This is a genomic window from Caproicibacter fermentans, from assembly GCF_009746625.1.
GTDB lineage: Bacteria > Bacillota > Clostridia > Oscillospirales > Acutalibacteraceae > Caproicibacter > Caproicibacter fermentans.
This window is the reverse complement of sequence record NZ_VWXL01000052.1, coordinates 69692-86183: the sequence shown is the minus strand read 5'-3', so window position 1 is coordinate 86183 and position 16492 is coordinate 69692. Positions and strand designations below refer to the sequence as shown.

Here is a 16492-nt window from a genome sequence, read left to right as displayed (position 1 = left end):
TTCAGCATCAATGCCTTTAACGATAGAATCCAGTTTCTCATTGGGTCCTGCGTTTCGGATACCGCCGCAGGGGAATGGAATCCCCCGGCAACTCAGAAAGGAAGAATTTTGATGAAATCAAGGATCAATTTCGCGGAGGAAAAGACGACCTCCGGTCTGATGAAAATGGCGCTGCCGCTGCTCATGGCGCTGGTGCTGAACATGGCGTATAACCTGGTGGACAGTCTGTGGATCGGCAACCTGCTGGGGGAAAGCGCGATGGCGGCGCTGACCAGCTCCACCCCCATCATTCTGATTCTGACCGCGCTCGGGATGGGCGCTTCCAACGGGCTTTCGATTCCGCTCTCGCAGGCAATCGGCGCAAAGGACGAAAAGCGGGTGACGGCGCTGATCTCCACTTCGTTCATGGGATTTCTAGTCATGAGCGTTCTCTTAACCGGCCTGTGCGAAGGGTTCGCTGACGGGATTCTGCGCGCGATGAACACGCCCGCGTCCGTCTTCCCTCTGGCAAAAAGCTATCTTGCGCTGTATCTGCTCGCGCTGCCCGCCGATTACTTTTATCTTTATTTCACCACCGTGCTGCGCAGCTACGGCAACACCACGCTTCAGGCGGTCTCCATTTTATTCTGCACCATTTTGAATGCCTGCCTTGACCCGCTGTTCATCCATTTATGGGGGTTCGCCGGGGCGGCCGCCGCAACGCTGCTTTCACAGACGCTTTCCGTGGTGATTCTCATTGCATATCTCGCGCGGAAAAAGCTGTTTCACGTTCAGATTTCCGCCATTGAATGGAGCGAGGGAAAACAGATTCTGTTCAAAGCCCTGCCCTCCGCCGTACAGCAGAGCATTCCCGCCCTGAGCACCGGCGTGCTGACCGCCATCGTGGGCGGATTCGGCGTGACCGCCGTCGCGGCCTACGGCGTGACCGGAAAACTGGAAATCATCCTTTTTTATCCCGCCATGGCGCTGAACATGGCGCTGACGACCATCACCGGGCAGTGCTTCGGCGCGGGGCGCGCCGACCGCGCCGCCGATTACACGAAGAAGTCCCTGCTGTTCGGCTGTGTGCTTTTGGTCTTGCTGACCGTGCCGGTCGTGGGATTTGCCGGTTGGCTTTCCGGTCTGTTTTTAAGCAGCGCGGACGTAGCGAAAATCGTCGCGTGGTATTTCGGCGTCATCGGCGTGGGATATGTGCTGAATACGGTGACAAACTGCTTCCTCGGCACAATGAACGGAATGGGAAAGCCGGGCATGGGAATGGCGCTCATGATTTTCTACTATATTGTCATCCGGATGCCGCTCGCGTTTGTTCTGTCGCGGGGAAGCCTCGGCCTCGGCGGGGTCTGGTGGGCGGTGCTCGTCAGCCACGCGGTGGCGGCGGTTTCGGCGGCAGCGCTGTTTCGTTTCCTGTATATCCGGAACGAAAAAATGCAAGAAGCGGCGCGGAATTAATCTTCCAATCCCTTTGTTTCATGCGGTATAAATAAAAAAGTATCTGAAGCGACAAAACCTCCAGACAAAGATAACCAATTGGCAGGGAAGGCGTCTTCGGGTAAATCAGGAGCAGAGCGGCACACTCGCAGACGACAATTACAATAACTATTCGGATTTCCTTATTGCTCATCCGCTGAAACGGCTTTGCGGCGCATACCAGAAGAAAGTAGAGCAGGGACAAAACAATGAGTCCGATTACAAGAAAAATCAACGTGACATCCAAATCGGAGAAAAAGGAAACAACGGACGAAACCTTGCCGTAATAACAGACTAGCAGCGTAAAGAAAAAAAGGTTGTAAAGAATAGCAATGAGAAAGGACAGCGCCCAGAGTGGTTTCACTTTCATTTTCATTGGAACATATCCTTTCCATTTGCCAGTTTCATGCGGTATAAATAAAAAAGTATCTGAAGCGACAAAACCTCCAGACAAAGATAACCGATTGGCAGGGAAGGCGCCTTCGGGTAAATCAGGAGCAGAGCGGCGCACTCGCAGACGACAATCACAATAACTATTCGGATTTCCTTTTTATTCATCCGCTGAAAAGGCTTTGCGGCACATAACAGAAGAAAGTAGAGCAGGGACAAAACAATGAGTCCGATTACAAGAAAAATCAACGTGACATCCAAATCGGAGAAAAAGGAAACAATGGACGAAACCTTGCCGTAATAGCAGACTAGCAGCGTAAAGAAAAAAAGGTTGTAAAGAATAGCAATGAGAAAGGACAGCGCCCAGAGCGGTTTCACTTTCATTTTCATCCTCCTTTGGCGGTTTTATTTGGGGATCAGCCCCAGAAAGCAGGAAACGAAAAACAAAACAATCGCCGCAAGCACGAGATAATGGGGCCACTTGGGAACGGACGCGGGGAACGCGCCGCTTTTGCGGGCAATCAGGGCAAAGAAAAGTTCTTGATCCGTTTTATAGAACAGAAGCAGGAAAATCAGCGTCAAAAATAAAAATGCAATGGTAAGATACAGCAGCGGCCCCGTTCCCATGGTTTCGCGTTTCATCCACTGGCCCGCCGAGGCGGCCACCAGCGTGCACGCGGCGAAAACCGAGTATAAAGCATACCAGAAAAAATTGCGTTTCGGCATCGTTAAAAGCTCCTTTTCCGCCGCGTCAATGTTTGGCTTCCGGCGGCTTATAGTAAATGGAATAGGCATACGACGCCAAAATGAACAGCGTTAATCCGATAAATTGGCTGAGAGAAAGAACGATTGCCAGATAAACATCGACGAGAAAAGACAGAAAATGCCCGCCGGCGTGAAGTTTTGGATAACGAAGAGGTTTCTTCCGCGCCTTATATTGATAGAACTGAAAAAGAAAGACCACCATCGCAAGCAGAACCGCAACTTTTATCAGAACTGTCCAAACATTCTGGTTATTTTGGAGCGCAAGGGCTCGGATATTTTGAAAAACATTCTGCATCAGACATCCCCCCTTCAACAAGTTAAAAAGATGATATAGTATAAAAATGCGCCTTGATTTGAATAAAAATATTTCAAGGCGCATTCTTATTTACAGTTTATTCTCTACACAATACGCTGTAAAGAGATGTTGAGTATTAATTTCTATATTAATACCATTTTGTTATAATTGATGTATACGAAGATCCGAGATAATTCGAATGTGAAGGATCACTATAAAAGTCATACTTGTAATAGTAGTACATTTCTGTTTCGTCTGTATAATACTCAGTACAAACATAATAAACATTGGCGGGTGCGCCTATATTATCCAAATTAGCTATAATTGGTGCTGCTTTCGCGAAAGCTTTTGCTGCGGAGCCATATCCACAAATAGCTGCCACAAGTGCAGCGCACTTTGAAGCAGTAGACAAATCACCATATCTACTTCCACTATAAGAGTCTGCAGCAATTGCTCCATCAGTGGGGCCATCAACCGGCAAGGTGCTTTTGATGGTGATACCACCATTTGTATTGTATTTTTGTACAACACCTTTTTCCGCCGCGTTGGCCGGAAAAACTAGAAAAGCAGACACCATGGAAATTAGCAGAAGAAATGATACCATTCTTTTTGTTTTCATTGTAAATAAATCTCCCTTCGTTTTCAACAAAGTTTTTTGGCGTTCGTTCAGGCAATAGGCATTCGCAAAAGACCGTCTCTTTAATTCTGCATCGGTATCACCCACTTTTAAAAAATTGGAAGAATTTACATCCCTCTAATTAATACAACACCGTAACACCCTATTTTGTTACAGCTTTTTTAAAAAAATTTTTAAAATTTTTCAATTAAGGCTGCTTCGCATGAAAAAAGCCGGGAATCATTGGGAAAATCTTCAAACCATATTTCCGATTTGTCACTACCGGCTTTTGCTCAAAAATTCATAACGGCTCATTTCGTACTTTACTAAATAAAAGTGTTGACTTGCATCCGAATCCATTTTATAATGGAAGACAAAATATTCAAACGAAAGCAAGGGAGTGGTACGTTTGATTACCGGAGCCGAAATCATGGTCAAATGCCTTGAAAGCGAGCAGGTCGAGCTGGTATTCGGCTATCCGGGCGCTGCCATCTGCCCTTTTTACGATTCTTTGTCCCTGTCGAACATCCGCCATGTGCTGGTGCGGCAGGAACAGAACGCCGCGCATATGGCGAGCGGCTACGCGCGCGCTTCCGGCAAACCGGGCGTGTGCGTGGCGACCTCCGGCCCCGGCGCGACGAACCTGATTACCGGCATTGCGACCGCGTATATGGATTCGATTCCCTTAATCGCGATTACCGGGCAGGTCAACCAGTGGCTCCTGGGGCGCGACGTGTTTCAGGAAGCAGACATCACCGGCGCGTGCGAATCGTTTACAAAGCACTCGTACCTGGTCAAGGATCTTGCGGATTTGCCGCGCGTGTTTAAAGAGGCGTTCCACATCGCCTCCACCGGGCGGCCCGGCCCGGTGCTGATCGACATTCCCACGGATGTGCAGACGGCAAAAACGGGTTCTTTCACTTATCCTCAGAAAGCCGAAATCGCCGGGTACAAGCCCCGCACGCAGGGGCACGCCGTACAGGTCAAACGCGCGGCGGAAGCCGTCCGCGCGGCAAAACGGCCGCTGATCGTCTGCGGCGGGGGCGTGGTGAGCGCCGCCGCGCGGGAAGAGCTGATCTCCTTTGCGGAGGGAACCCGGATACCGGTCGTTTCGACCATGATGGGACTCGGCGTGATGCCGATGGACAGCCCGCTCTACCTCGGCATGATCGGCATGCACGGGCACGAAAACGCGAACCGCGCGATTCACGAGTCGGACTGCATCCTGCTTTGCGGGGCAAGGGTCGGCGACCGCGCCGTCAACGACCCGGAAAAAATCACGGAAAAAGCGACGATCATTCATATTGACGTCGACCCGGCGGAAATCGGGAAAAACATGGCGGTCAACATTCCGATCGTCGGCGACGTCCGCTTAGTGCTGAAAAGCCTTTCCCAGCAGATGGTTCCGGCCGGGGAGGACAGCGCCTGGACCCGGCGGCTGAAACAGGAAAGGGCGGAATTCGTTCCCCACGGCACCCCGCAGAACGGGACGGGTTTTGTCGAGCCGCGCTCCTTCTTCCGCGCGTTTTCGTCCCTGCTGCGGGAGGACGCGATTCTGGTTTCCGACGTGGGTCAGCACCAGATCTGGGCGGCCTCCAGCTTTAATGTGAAGCAGGGGCGGTTCCTCACCTCCGGCGGGCTGGGCACCATGGGGTATTCGCTGCCGGCGTCCATTGGGGCAAAGCTGGCAAAGCCGAACCGGCAGGTGATCTGCATCTGCGGAGACGGCGCGTTCCAAATGTCGCTGTGCGAGCTGGCCACCCTGGTGGAAAGCGGCGCGGAGGTAAAAATCATCCTGATGCAGAACACCAGGCTCGGCATGGTGTGGGAAATTCAGAATAAATGGTACGAGGGGCGCTGCCCCGCAACGCAGCTGACGGGGGACCCCGATTTCGTCGCGCTGGCGAAAGCCTACGGTATCCGGTCCGTGCTGGCGGATTCCAACGACTCCGCCGAACACCTTGCGCGGGAAATGCTCGAGGCCTCCGGGCCGTTTCTGCTGGTGTGCCGGGTCGATCCCTGCGCGCCGACGCTGTAAGGGAGGGAAAGCCGCATGAAACATACTCTTTCCGTTCTGGTGGAAAACCAGCCGGGCGTTCTGTCCCGCGTGGCGGGCCTGTTCTCTCGCCGGGGATTCAACATCGACAGCCTTGCCGTCGGAACCACGCAGAACCCCAAAATTTCCCGTATGACCATCGTGGTCGACGGAGACGAATATATTGTGGAGCAGGTCGAAAAACAGCTGAACAAGCTGATCCCGGTCATTAAGGTCAAGGTTCTGGAACCCGGGTCGTTCGTCAGCTGTGAGCTGACGCTGGTCAAGGTCGCCTGCAAATCCAGGCAGCACGCGGAGGTTCTCAACGTCGCGCGGCTGATGGGAGCGGAAATCATCGATGTGGCGCCCTCTTCCTTAACGCTGCGCTTTTCGGGCGACGAAGAGCAGAGCCGCACGCTGCTGGGGCTGCTGACTCCCTACGGAATCCGGGAGGTTGTCCGCGCCGGGTCCCTCGCCATTGAAAAGGGCTCGGACATGCTGAAAAAAAACAATAAGGAATAACTCTATTCTTTATTCATAAAAAATTCGCCGAAAGGCCAGGAGGAATGCAAAATGCCAAAGATCTATTACGAAGCCGATTGTGACATGAATCTGCTGAAAGGAAAGACTGTCGCGATTATCGGCTACGGCAGCCAGGGCCACGCACACGCGCTGAATCTGCACGACAGCGGGGTCAACGTGATCGTAGGCCTTTACGAAGGCAGCAAGAGCCGCGCCAAGGCCGAGGCCGCGGGGCTGAAAGTCCTCACTGTGCCGGAAGCGACCAAGGCCGCCGACATCGTCATGGTTCTGATTCCGGACGAAAAGCAGGCGGACGTTTATAAAACGGATATCGCGCCGTACCTGACGGAAGGAAAAGCCCTCGCGTTCGCGCACGGGTTCAACATCCACTTTCAGCAGATCAAGCCGCCGAAGAACATCGACGTATTCATGATCGCTCCGAAAGGCCCGGGCCACACGGTCCGCAGCGAATACACGGCGGGCAAGGGCGTTCCGTGCCTGATCGCGGTGGAGCAGGACTACACCGGCAAGGCGCACGACATCGGGCTTGCCTACGGCGCGGGGCTCGGCGCGGCGAGAGCGGCCATCATGGAGACCACGTTTAAAATCGAAACCGAAACCGATCTGTTCGGCGAACAGTGCGTGCTGTGCGGCGGCGTGACCGCCCTGATGAAGGCCGGGTTCGAAACGCTGGTCGAGGCGGGCTACGCGCCGGAAAACGCGTATTTCGAGTGCATTCACGAAATGAAGCTGATCGTCGACCTGATTTACCGCGGCGGCTTCTCGCTGATGCGCTACTCCATCTCCGACACGGCGGAATTCGGCGATTATGAGACCGGCAAGCGGCTCATCACCGACGAGACCAAGAAGGAAATGAAAAAGGTTCTCTCCGAAATTCAGGACGGCACCTTCGCAACCAAGTGGATCGCGGAAAACAAGAACGGCCGCGCGCATTTCAACGCCTGCCGCCGCATCGAAGCGGAGCACGAGCTGGAATCCGTTGGCAAGGAGCTGCGCAAGATGTATTCCTGGAACGACCAGCCCATCGACTGAGCAGGATCAACGTTCCCTGCGCCCGCCGGCTGAAACGGAAAACAGAAGTTCCCGGAAACTAAAGTCGTGAACGTCCCGTCCGGACGGACGAAACATAAAATAAAATGGCCGCGCGGACGCTTCTGCATCCGCGCGGTCGTTTTGTCGGCGGCCCCGCCGTTTCAAAAGGACGGAGAGCCATGTTGCCTGCGGCACCTCTCCTGATAAGAGCGTGCCCAATTCTGCCTGATTCAAAGAACTCCTTTTCACGCGCTTTGCACTTTCCCGCCTCTCAAAACGGAAAAGCCGCCGGTACCGGGCGGCGTGTTCCCGCCCCCGCGGAGAGAATGGCGGCACGAAATTTCCGGGTTCCGTGCCAAAAAAATACGCGGGGACGGGCGTTTCGCCCAATACAGGGCACAAAAAAGCACCGGTACGGAATTCTCATTCCATACACCGGCGCGCGTGAAAAGCAGGAATTTTTTTCGCCCCTTTTTTCCCGCTCTGTACAAAGCAGGGGGAATGAGGTATAATATTACCTGCAAATGCGCGGTTTTACCGCTGTGTATGGAGGGTATGGCTCCGTATGCAGGGGGCGGGGTGTTCCAGCACCCTGTCCCTGCTTTGCACTTTTTTATGTGCCTTACAAGAAACAGTATACCGCTTCTTTCCATAAATTTCAACTTAAATTCTTTTTTTCTTGTTTTTGTCTTCACTTTTTTTATTCTTTTCTTTTCATCTGTGCGCTTATGAGTTAAGATGCGGCTTTCAGGCAGCGACGGCGAAGAAATTCTAATTTTTATTTGGGGCCAAGTGCCCCTTAACCCCTATTTCTTCTAATTTTCTCTTCGTCCTCAGGCCGCACGGGGTCGGAATGGGGCTTTTGCAGCCGCAGCGAAGAAATATAATTCTTATTTGGGGCTGATTGCCCCTTAACCATAATTTCTTCAATTAATTTACTTCGTCCTCAGGCCGGACGGGCCCATACTTTCGATCCCGTACGAAAGTATGCAAAGTACGGGTCGGGGGGGACTTCAAACTCCCGTAGGGAGGGCTCCAACCGTCCCCCCCGACGCCCCCCGGCACCTGTCAAAGGGAAAAGCGATGTTCTTAAAGCCTACTGCTTCTCATTGACGACGGGGGCTCCGGAGAAAAGCCACTGCTTTATTTTAGGGAAACTGTAATTCGTTAGCTCGCCTTGACTCAAGCTTACGTAATATATCACTCAGCTTTGAAAAAGATTGCTTTCAATCTATCGATTCCCTGTACGCTTTTTAATAAGCACGCAGGGAGAGAATGGGAACCGTCAAGGAAAAGCACTACACTGGAGAATTGGAGCGGGCCCCTTGACAGGTGCCGGGGGTGTAGGGGGGAGGCCATCCGGCCCTTACTCGCCTACGGCGCCCACGGCTGAAGAATAGTGCTTAGCTTTACTTCCTCTCGCCGCTCTTGTTACCGACACTTTGGATGCAGCGTCACGCTGCTCCCCCCTACTCAACCTTTGCCTACTTTCGTTTGAGGACGAAAGTAGGGGCCTGTCCGGCCTGAGGACAAGCTGAAAATAAGAAATAATTTGGGTTAAGGGGCAATCAGCTCCAAGAAGAATTAAGAAGAATAAAATAGAAGGATTAAGGCCGCGTAGCGCAATAGACGCTTTGCGTCCCCGTGCGGCCTGAGGACAAACTAAATTAATAGAAATATTTTGGGTTAAGGGGCACTCTGCCCCAAGAAGAAATTAAAAATGCCGCTTTGCGTCCACGCCCGGCCTGAGAACAAACTGAAAATAAGAAAAAATTAGGTTAAGGGGCCCAGCCCCAAGATTAAATAAAGTTTTAATATCCAGAAGGAGGGCCTTGCAGATGAAATTCAAGGAATTGGGACAACCGGAGCATCCAGTTGTCATCCTGCTTCATGGCGGCGGACTTTCGTGGTGGTCGGTCGAAGGCGCAGCCCGTCTGCTCACGGACGAATACCGCGTCGTCATGCCAATCATCGACGGGCACGGCGAAGACGGCGGCATGGATTTTCTCAGCATCAGGGATTCCGCCGAAAAGCTGATCCGGTTTATCGACCGCGCCTGCGGCGGCCGCGTGTTCGCTTTGTGCGGACTGTCGCTCGGCGGGCAGATCGCGGCGGAGGCGCTCGCCGAGCGCAGAGACATCGCCGATTTCGCCGTACTGGAAAGCGTGCTGGTCCAACCCGGCCACGACCGGGGCGGAACCGTTCCGGAACCCCTGATCCGACTTTCGTACGGGCTGATCCGCTTCCGTTTCTTCGCCAAACTTCAGGCAAAAGCGCTTTCCCTGCCCGACGAGCTGTTTGAACCGTACTTCCGCGACACACAAGAATTGACCCTGAATTCCCTGATTCACATCCTGAAAAGCAACGGGGATTTCCATCTCCCGATCTCCCTGAAGGACACCGGAGCGAGGGTGCTGATTCTGGTCGGCTCCGGGGAATCCGCGGAGATGAAGCTTTCGGCGGGCCTGTTGAAAAAAGCGATTCCCGGCAGCCGCCTGATCATTTCGAAAGGCATGCGCCACGGGGAACTCAGCATCGCGCACTGCGGGGAATATGTCCGCCTGCTGCGGCAGTGGTTTTCCGAGCCGCCGGATGAAGAAGGAGGTTCCTCCACATGAAGTCCAGGTGGCTGTTCCTCGTCCTCTTCGTGATCAGCTTCTGTTCCCTCTTGATTTCTCTCTCACTGTTCTGGAACCAGGGGATTTTTGCGGATGAGTACAACCTCAGCCCGGAGCTTGTCTGCGGCGGGGGCTTCTGGAACGGCATGGATTGGCTTCGCCTGGTATTTCTGTTTCTCCTTTGCCTGCTCTCCGGATATGGAACGGTCAGCAAGAGAAAAAAATAATTAATAATAATTCCTATTATTGTATTGACTTCCGCGTATCCTGTGCTATAATAACATCACAGAAAGAAATCAGATACGGCTAAAGGAGGAAATTAACATGGAATTAAAGGGAAGCAAAACGGAACAAAATCTGATGGACGCATTCGCGGGTGAATCGAAGGCAAGAAACAAATACACCTACTATGCATCGCAGGCGAAAAAGGAAGGCTACGAGCAAATCGCCTCTATTTTTGAGGAAACAGCAAACAATGAAAAAGAGCATGCGAAGCTCTGGTTTAAATATCTTTCCGGCGGCGGAATCAAGACCACCGCGGAAAATCTTCTGGACGCGGCTGCCGGGGAACACTATGAGTGGACCGATATGTATGAAAACATGGCGAAAACCGCCGAAGAGGAAGGTTTTAAAGAGATTGCCGCAACCATGCGCCTGGTGGCCGGCATTGAAAAGACCCATGAGGAACGCTACGCGAAACTGACCGGCAACGTAAAAGACAACCTTGTGTTCCAGTGTGGGGAAGAAACCGTTTGGGTCTGCCGCAACTGCGGTTACGTCTATGTCGGGAAGACCGCGCCGAAGGTTTGCCCGGCCTGCAAACATCCGCAGTCGTTCTTTGAGCGCAGGGCAAATAACTACTAATTGTAAAATATATCTAATATATTACAAAACGGAAAGCGTTTTTACATGCTTTCCGTTTTTTCATAACATAATATTTGTTTTTCCGGTTTCCGTATTGAAATGCGGCACGGCCGATGCTAGACTTTTGCTAACCCGCATCGTTCCCACACGGATACCGGCGCAAAACTGTTTATCGTGGACTAAATCGCGTCCTCCGGCAGACGGTACGGCTTCGGCGCGCCTTCCCGCTCCAGGAGCAGCTCCGGGATATTGATGATCAGATCCCGGTAATCAAGGTGACAGCTCCGCCCATGCAGCAGCAGGACGGCGCGGATATAATTTTTGCCGTAGCGGGAGCAGAACCGGTTCTCCCGCAAAAGCTGCTCCAGATAACTTTCCATATACAAAATACCGCCGCGACTCTGATCGTCGTTCAGCAGGGGATAATCCGGGAATCCGGTCAGCGCTCCGTTTTCATGCGCGGCGTATTCCGGGTCGTAGGTTTTGAAAAAACCCGGAATCGCCCCGTCCAGCGTTTCGTTGTACGCGATCAGGTCGGTGGGAATTCTTGTGTTCAGCACCTGACGGTAGAGAAGCTTCAAATCCGCTGTCATGCTCTTGACCCGCTCGGCTCCCCGGCGAAACAATTCCGCCGCCGGAATTTCACGCAGCGCGGCGGCGGGGTCCGGCCTTGCGGAAAGCTCGACGGAAACGCAGTACAGCATGGATTCCAGAACCTTTTCGGCGGTTTCCGATAAAACGGAGCTGCTTTCCCCGGCGGTGTACCGCCCAAGCTGCTCCGAAAGCGCCCACAGCATTTCTTTTTGGAACCTCTTCGATTCCTCCGCGCTCAGCCCGGCGCGGGCCGGGACGGATTCATTCATCATCCGGGTCCTCCCCGTCTTCATTTTCCTCGTCCTCCGCGCCGAACAGCAAAATCCCGCGCAGCTGCTCGATTTCACGTCCCCGGAACATTTCCAGCGAGCCGCGGTAACGGTATTCAAAGCAGTCAAACAAAAAGTCGATCAGGTCGTCGTCCGAAAAACGGTCCTCAGTCTCGTTTTTCAGCTGAAAAAACGCTTCGAGCAATTCGTGCAGCACCGGGGCATAATCATATTGGTACAAATAGCGGGACCGACTGAACGTCCGGATGATTTTTTCAATCACGGGGGTGCCGAATTCCACGCGCCCGCTCGCCTCCAGCGCGATCCGCCGCGTTTCGGCCAGCGCCAGCGCGTCCTCCTGCGTCAGTTCCAATCCATACTCCTGCGTTTCTTCGTTCAGCGCTAGCAGTTCGCGCGCCGTATCGGCATCGGCCAGCGCGGACGGCTTCAGCAGGGACGAAAGCTGAAAATCCACAATTATTTCCCCTTTTTTAAAAAAAGTATTGACAATCCGTTTGATTTGTGTTATGGTATATATGTAATAATTTATTTAAATGTTGTTTTTAGGTGTCCTTACAGTATAACATCAGCCGGCGTCCCTGTCAAGGGAGCCGGCTTTTTATTGTTGCAACCTGAAAACTCCCGGCTGTGCCGGGAGTCCAAAAAAACTTTCGCGATGAGCATCCGGTAAAAGCAGGGCTTTGCCGGGGCACTAATTATGAACAATCTGTAAATATTTGAAAAGAATTATGAAAATTTGATGAATTTGTCCTTGAGAGCACCATCAGCGGCGTCATGGACCAAATTTCTTCAATGTTCACCGGGAAAAGCGGTGGAGAACAGCTGACCTGGACTGCCAAAGCAGATTACCAGCCGGAAACATTAGACAACGATATTATTTCCCGTTATGGAGAAGAATATGGACTTGAAAAAAAGTATCTCGGAATCGACAAAGTTACCACCGACCTTGTCGACCCGCCGGAGTGGATGCTGCATATGTTCGACTGTATGGATGTAACTGTGTAGCAGCCCTTCGGTGTGAAAACGCCCAAAGAATTTTTTTCCAGGCCGGCGTCCCTGTCAAGGGAGCCGGCTTTTTATTTTAGGGAACAGGTAAGCTCAACCTGATTTCCCTCGCTGTCCAGAAATTCCAGAACCTGATTGTTTCCGATCACCGTCAGGGGAAACACGATTTCAGAATTCAGCTCTTCCAGTCTTTCCAACGCCGAATCCATCCTGTTTACCGCCAGACTGGGCAAACAGCTGTTTCCCCACTGATGGGGTTCCATCCTCTTTTCATGGGCGAACAACCCGTAGCGAAAGCCGTCGATGTCAAACACACTGTAAACCGGATCTTTTTTCGTAACCTTTTGCCCCAGCAGGGTTTCATAAAAACGGATCGCCCGTTCCATATCTTTTACGCAGACATAAAGAGAGGACAGATGAAATGATAAACTCACGACAAAACCTCCAGAATTTGATTGAAAGAACCGTCCGGCGTTTCACGTTTGCACCTCCGCGACCGCCTCGCCCGAATCCGTTTGCCATTTGATTTTGTTCCACGGGAAACACCCGTTTGCCGCGGCAAGCGCGCAGCCGGCAAAGACCCGTGCGGCGCAGCCGAACACGATTGGCAGCATACGGCCCTTTTTCACGAAATGCCACATTCTTTTCCATACGGATTCTGTTTCTGATTGTAGCACCGGACCGGCGGCTTTTCAAGCGCATACTGACAAAGGGACGGCATGCCTGAAATGGCGCGCCGCCCCTCTATTTTGTATTTTATCTGCCCGTCAGGACACCGATTTGCCGCTTTCCAGCGCGGAGATTCCGGCGGTGACCGAATCCATGTCGTCCTGCGTGACAATACCGAACACCTGGCCGTTCACAACGGCGGTGTAACGGCGGTCGCCGCTTTTGTAAAACTCAAAGGTATCCGCCGCCGCGCCGTCATAATACTGGAATTTGACGGTCAGGACAGGCTGCCCGGAGGGTTTCTCCTCCGCGTTTTCCAAAATATTGATATTCACGAGCTTTACAAAGAAATTTCGGAAGTTTGTATCATAATCGAGCGCTTTTCCGCCGTTGCCCGTCACCTTGTAATTGTAATAGGCCTTGTCTTCGGTGGACTGCTTTTCGTCCTTGGTTCTTGTAACGTTCAGCACATTTTCACCCGAGCCCGCGTCAACCGTGATGGATTTGACCGACTCGATATTTGCGCCCACAAGCTGTTTATCGCGCAGATCAAACAGGTTCCCCAGCGCCCACGACTGAATGCTGGTCGAAGCGACCTTATAGACCACGTTGACCCCGCCGAGCATCACATAGTAGTCGGCCCCGTCCTTTGCGCCGGCGGTAAGGGTATAATCGGCGCCGTTAACCGTGTACTTCGCCACCGCCGTCGGGCTGTCGAACCCGTATTTTTTCAGCGCGTCCGCGTCCGGGTTGACCGCCTCCACCGAATCCGCCGTCAGAGTGGCAAGGTCGGTTTTCAGACTGTCAAGCTTGCTCGAATCCGCCGTGTAGTTGGCCGGGGAAGAGATTTTCAGGCCCGTTTGATATACCGAGAACGTGATCGGCTTTGGATAGTTTGATCCGCTCAGAGTGATTTTTGTAAAGTTGTTCTCACTCGCCCCCGACGCCGACGACGCGGCGGTATTATTGACGGCGAGAATATTGGTGCTGACAAAATAGGTCGGGCTTTCCAGCAGTCCCTGGTCGACCGAAACGATATAAACATGGTCGGAGTCCAGTCCGCACATATAATAGGAGGCGGAATCCGTCGCGGAGGCGCGGCCGATTTTGTAATCATAGCTGCTGCCGTCCCTGAACTGAACCTTGACGGTCGCCTGCGGATTTTTCAGTCCGTATTCCTCCAGATTGCTGACGGTGCCCAGATTCTTGCTGGCAACCAGACTGAATCCGTTTTTCACGACGGATTCCGTCGAGGAGGTATTGATCGGGCAGCCGCCGAGCTCCTTCACGGTATAGGTCGGTTCGGTGCCGCCTGACGCCGCCGAGGAGGACCCGGAGGAAGCCTTTGAAGAAGCCGCCGGGGTTTTCACCGGAACCAGCGTATAGCTGCCCTTTTGATTCACCACGTTCATGGAAACAACATCTTCGCTCTTTTTCGAAACCAGCTCGATGCTGGCCGTGGAAGAGACGGACGAGGAGGCCGCCTGATCGTTGCCGGTCAGTTTCAGAGTCAGCAGCGCTCCGCCGAGAACGGCGATGCACACCGCAACAATAATCAAGTTCCTGATGTTGCTCCTCATCCTTACAGATGCCTCCTCTTATTGTATACCCAGATTCCGAGAACCGCGACGATCAGCGGGATCAGGAGGACGAACACGCCGAGGCCGAGGAACGTGCTGACCTGGGACGTCATCGTGATATCCTGCGCGTTCAGCGGCTGTGTGGTAAGCTGTACCTCGCTGGAGGAATCGGCCGTTCCGGTCGCGTATTTCGCAAGGTCCACCATATAGGTCCCGTTGCCGAACGCGCTGGAGTTGATGATCTGGCTGGTAAACAGCGAGGAGCCTCCGACCGCGATCACGTTCGCGTTGTAGTCCTTATCCCCGTTTTTCACCGTTTCCTGCGAAAGGGCGGCGGTGTTGCTGGCCTGCTTCGGCAGATTGTCCGTCGATTGGGTGCCGTTGTCCACCAGGTAACAGGAATCGGAGCTTTTCGCGAGCGAATAGGTGTGTTTGCCGCCCTTGGTTTCAAACAGAAGTTTGACCGGGCAGGACTGCGGCGTGACGAAATAGCCGTAATCCGGCGCGCTGCCGTCGCTGGTCTTTTTAATCTGCAGATCGCTCTGAATATCGGAGAGAATATCCGAAGGGTTGTTTGAAATGAATTTCGACTGGTCCGATTCCACAACGACCGCCTGCGGCACCTGAATGCCCCACTCTTCCAGGAAGGTGGCAAGCTTCGGCAGGGACGCCTGACTCGGCGAAAACGTCACCATCAGAGAACGGTCGCCCGCAAGAGTCTTGCTGCCGAGAAAATCGGAAAGCTTTTTGATCTCGTCGTCCGTGTAGTCGCGGGTCGGCAGGCTGAGGACGATCATCTGTGTGTTGTCCGGAATCGCGTCCGTCAGAAGATTAAAGCTCTTGGTTTCAAAGCTGTTGTTGTTCAGCAGCTTTTGATAGCCGGTCATGTCCTGCTGTTCGGCGTGGCCGGTGTCGAACGCCACAATCGGCAGCTTTTCGGAGGTAACCGCGTTCAGCGCGGAAACCAGAGCGCCCTCCACGTTCGAATACACCTGAGAGGAGGAATAATCCTGCGAGTACTGGATGTTGAACAGGTCGGAATACGTCAGCACGCGGTGACGCTTGTCGGTCTTGACAATCAAGTCGCCGGCGGTCAGGCTGTCGCTCTGGTACTCCGACGCGAAGGTCGGGTTCTTGTCAAGATCGATGTACTGCACCTGAATCTTCGAATTGCGCTCCGCCATTTTCGCGAGGAGACTGCCGACCTGACTGTATTTCAGCCCCTGGTCCGCGTAAATCTGGTCGCCCTCCACCTGCTGCTTGGTCGCGCAGACATAGACGGTTGTCGCAAGGCTCACCTTGTCGACCGCCTTCAGGCCTTCGGATGAAAGGGAGTTCGAACCGGTCTTCGTCAGATCCAGATTGACGGACGGAAAACGCTCGCCGACGATTCCGACCAGAATGTTCACCAGAACCACCACGACGATAAAGCCCGCGGTAAACGCGGTGGAAATCGAACCGTGGCGGAATTTGCTGCTTTTGAAAAACTCGGAATGGTCTTTTTTTGGCTTGCCGCCGCCCTTTTTCTCTTTATCGGTCTTTTGGGAATCCTCTTTTTTCTCTTCCGGCCCCGGATTTTGCCCGGCGTCCGGGGTCTCTGTTTCGGCGGGGGATTCCTGCTGATTTTCAGCCTCGGCCTGTTGCGTCCCGGCGGCCTTTTCCTCGGGGATTTCTTCCTCCGGGACGGCTGCGCCGGTGCGCGGGTCTTTTTCCTGATTCATTTCAT

General features: G+C 53.1%; 19 protein-coding genes. 8 read left to right on the top strand and 11 right to left on the bottom strand.

The window, feature by feature from the left end; translation table 11 throughout:
- Positions 1-111: 111 nt before the first annotated feature.
- A complete protein-coding gene (locus tag CAFE_RS08205; protein WP_156990323.1) occupies positions 112-1452 on the top strand; it encodes an MATE family efflux transporter in 1341 nt (446 codons plus the stop codon).
- 390 nt (positions 1453-1842) lie between these two features.
- Here the strand turns inward: CAFE_RS08205 and CAFE_RS08200 are convergent, their stop codons facing one another.
- The 4 genes from CAFE_RS08200 to CAFE_RS08185 form a co-directional block, all read right to left on the bottom strand.
- The gene (locus CAFE_RS08200) at positions 1843-2244 is read right to left on the bottom strand and encodes a hypothetical protein (protein ID WP_066645528.1); all 402 of its coding nucleotides are present in this window, start codon (positions 2242-2244) and stop codon (positions 1843-1845) included.
- A 21-nt stretch (positions 2245-2265) separates the two neighbouring features.
- Positions 2266-2586, bottom strand: coding sequence for a hypothetical protein (locus tag CAFE_RS08195; protein WP_066645526.1), 321 nt, complete (start codon positions 2584-2586; stop codon positions 2266-2268).
- Positions 2587-2611: 25 nt separating this feature from the next.
- On the bottom strand, positions 2612-2920 hold the full coding sequence (locus tag CAFE_RS08190; RefSeq protein WP_156990322.1) for a hypothetical protein: 309 nt from the start codon (positions 2918-2920) through the stop codon (positions 2612-2614).
- A gap of 148 nt (positions 2921-3068) precedes the next feature.
- The gene (locus CAFE_RS08185; RefSeq protein ID WP_156990321.1) at positions 3069-3539 is read right to left on the bottom strand and encodes a hypothetical protein; all 471 of its coding nucleotides are present in this window, start codon (positions 3537-3539) and stop codon (positions 3069-3071) included.
- Positions 3540-3945: 406 nt separating this feature from the next.
- On the opposite strand from CAFE_RS08185, the gene ilvB reads away from it, so the two are divergent.
- Genes ilvB through ilvC form a run of 3 tightly spaced genes read left to right on the top strand, consistent with a single transcriptional unit; the run spans position 3946 to position 7146 of the window.
- A complete protein-coding gene (ilvB, locus tag CAFE_RS08180) occupies positions 3946-5574 on the top strand; it encodes a biosynthetic-type acetolactate synthase large subunit (protein WP_156990320.1) in 1629 nt (542 codons plus the stop codon).
- Positions 5575-5589: 15 nt separating this feature from the next.
- The gene (gene ilvN / locus CAFE_RS08175) at positions 5590-6093 is read left to right on the top strand and encodes an acetolactate synthase small subunit (RefSeq protein ID WP_156990319.1); all 504 of its coding nucleotides are present in this window, start codon (positions 5590-5592) and stop codon (positions 6091-6093) included.
- A 15-nt stretch (positions 6094-6108) separates the two neighbouring features.
- Complete coding sequence (gene ilvC, locus CAFE_RS08170; RefSeq protein WP_228725206.1) at positions 6109-7146, top strand: ketol-acid reductoisomerase; 1038 nt, start codon at positions 6109-6111, stop codon at positions 7144-7146.
- Positions 7147-7152: 6 nt separating this feature from the next.
- Here ilvC and CAFE_RS08165 read toward each other — a convergent pair whose 3' ends face one another.
- Positions 7153-7380, bottom strand: coding sequence for a hypothetical protein (locus CAFE_RS08165; RefSeq protein ID WP_156990318.1), 228 nt, complete (start codon positions 7378-7380; stop codon positions 7153-7155).
- A 1604-nt stretch (positions 7381-8984) separates the two neighbouring features.
- On the opposite strand from CAFE_RS08165, the gene CAFE_RS08160 reads away from it, so the two are divergent.
- The 3 genes from CAFE_RS08160 to rbr all read left to right on the top strand — a co-directional run bounded on the left by CAFE_RS08160 (position 8985) and on the right by rbr (position 10628).
- Positions 8985-9764, top strand: a complete 780-nt coding sequence (locus CAFE_RS08160; protein ID WP_156990317.1) for an alpha/beta fold hydrolase — start codon at positions 8985-8987, stop codon at positions 9762-9764.
- Positions 9761-9991 (top strand): hypothetical protein, encoded by a 231-nt coding sequence (locus CAFE_RS08155; protein WP_156990316.1) that lies wholly within the window; start codon positions 9761-9763, stop codon positions 9989-9991. Before CAFE_RS08160 ends, CAFE_RS08155 begins: the two co-directional genes overlap by 4 nt.
- 97 nt (positions 9992-10088) lie before the next feature.
- Positions 10089-10628 (top strand): rubrerythrin, encoded by a 540-nt coding sequence (gene rbr, locus CAFE_RS08150; protein ID WP_156990315.1) that lies wholly within the window; start codon positions 10089-10091, stop codon positions 10626-10628.
- A 179-nt stretch (positions 10629-10807) separates the two neighbouring features.
- On the opposite strand, the gene CAFE_RS08145 is transcribed toward rbr, so the two are convergent.
- Both CAFE_RS08145 and CAFE_RS08140 read right to left on the bottom strand, forming a co-directional pair.
- Positions 10808-11494, bottom strand: coding sequence for a DUF6179 domain-containing protein (locus CAFE_RS08145; RefSeq protein WP_156990314.1), 687 nt, complete (start codon positions 11492-11494; stop codon positions 10808-10810).
- Positions 11484-11966: a DUF6323 family protein gene (locus CAFE_RS08140; protein WP_156990313.1), complete on the bottom strand. Its 483-nt coding sequence runs from the start codon at positions 11964-11966 to the stop codon at positions 11484-11486. The genes CAFE_RS08145 and CAFE_RS08140 overlap by 11 nt, the downstream gene beginning before the upstream one ends.
- A gap of 320 nt (positions 11967-12286) precedes the next feature.
- On the opposite strand from CAFE_RS08140, the gene CAFE_RS08135 reads away from it, so the two are divergent.
- On the top strand, positions 12287-12517 hold the full coding sequence (locus tag CAFE_RS08135; RefSeq protein WP_156990312.1) for a hypothetical protein: 231 nt from the start codon (positions 12287-12289) through the stop codon (positions 12515-12517).
- Positions 12518-12588: 71 nt separating this feature from the next.
- Here the strand turns inward: CAFE_RS08135 and CAFE_RS08130 are convergent, their stop codons facing one another.
- From CAFE_RS08130 to CAFE_RS08115, 4 genes are all read right to left on the bottom strand, one after another.
- Entirely contained in the window at positions 12589-12951 is a 363-nt protein-coding gene (locus CAFE_RS08130) for a VOC family protein (RefSeq protein WP_066645492.1), read from the bottom strand.
- Positions 12952-12993: 42 nt separating this feature from the next.
- Positions 12994-13146 carry a hypothetical protein gene (locus tag CAFE_RS08125; protein WP_156990311.1) on the bottom strand — a complete coding sequence of 51 codons (153 nt, stop codon included), beginning with the start codon at positions 13144-13146 and terminating at the stop codon, positions 12994-12996.
- Between the two features lie 138 nt (positions 13147-13284).
- Positions 13285-14766, bottom strand: coding sequence for a DUF4340 domain-containing protein (locus CAFE_RS08120; protein ID WP_156990310.1), 1482 nt, complete (start codon positions 14764-14766; stop codon positions 13285-13287).
- A gap of 2 nt (positions 14767-14768) precedes the next feature.
- Positions 14769-16487: a Gldg family protein gene (locus tag CAFE_RS08115; RefSeq protein WP_066645488.1), complete on the bottom strand. Its 1719-nt coding sequence runs from the start codon at positions 16485-16487 to the stop codon at positions 14769-14771.
- Positions 16488-16492: the final 5 nt, after the last annotated feature.

Excerpts from the sequence above, each read along its gene's own strand:
- CAFE_RS08155 (WP_156990316.1), top strand. The coding sequence starts at position 9,761 with ATGAAGTCCAGGTGGCTGTTCCTCGTCCTCTTCGTGATCAGCTTCTGT.
- CAFE_RS08205 (WP_156990323.1), top strand. The coding sequence starts at position 112 with ATGAAATCAAGGATCAATTTCGCGGAGGAAAAGACGACCTCCGGTCTG.
- CAFE_RS08195 (WP_066645526.1), bottom strand. The coding sequence starts at position 2,586 with ATGCCGAAACGCAATTTTTTCTGGTATGCTTTATACTCGGTTTTCGCC.
- CAFE_RS08120 (WP_156990310.1), bottom strand. The coding sequence starts at position 14,766 with ATGAGGAGCAACATCAGGAACTTGATTATTGTTGCGGTGTGCATCGCC.
- CAFE_RS08115 (WP_066645488.1), bottom strand. The coding sequence starts at position 16,487 with ATGAATCAGGAAAAAGACCCGCGCACCGGCGCAGCCGTCCCGGAGGAA.
- CAFE_RS08135 (WP_156990312.1), top strand. The coding sequence starts at position 12,287 with ATGGACCAAATTTCTTCAATGTTCACCGGGAAAAGCGGTGGAGAACAG.
- CAFE_RS08200 (WP_066645528.1), bottom strand. The coding sequence starts at position 2,244 with ATGAAAGTGAAACCGCTCTGGGCGCTGTCCTTTCTCATTGCTATTCTT.
- rbr (WP_156990315.1), top strand. The coding sequence starts at position 10,089 with ATGGAATTAAAGGGAAGCAAAACGGAACAAAATCTGATGGACGCATTC.
- CAFE_RS08185 (WP_156990321.1), bottom strand. The coding sequence starts at position 3,539 with ATGAAAACAAAAAGAATGGTATCATTTCTTCTGCTAATTTCCATGGTG.
- CAFE_RS08145 (WP_156990314.1), bottom strand. The coding sequence starts at position 11,494 with ATGATGAATGAATCCGTCCCGGCCCGCGCCGGGCTGAGCGCGGAGGAA.
- CAFE_RS08190 (WP_156990322.1), bottom strand. The coding sequence starts at position 2,920 with ATGCAGAATGTTTTTCAAAATATCCGAGCCCTTGCGCTCCAAAATAAC.
- ilvN (WP_156990319.1), top strand. The coding sequence starts at position 5,590 with ATGAAACATACTCTTTCCGTTCTGGTGGAAAACCAGCCGGGCGTTCTG.
- CAFE_RS08160 (WP_156990317.1), top strand. The coding sequence starts at position 8,985 with ATGAAATTCAAGGAATTGGGACAACCGGAGCATCCAGTTGTCATCCTG.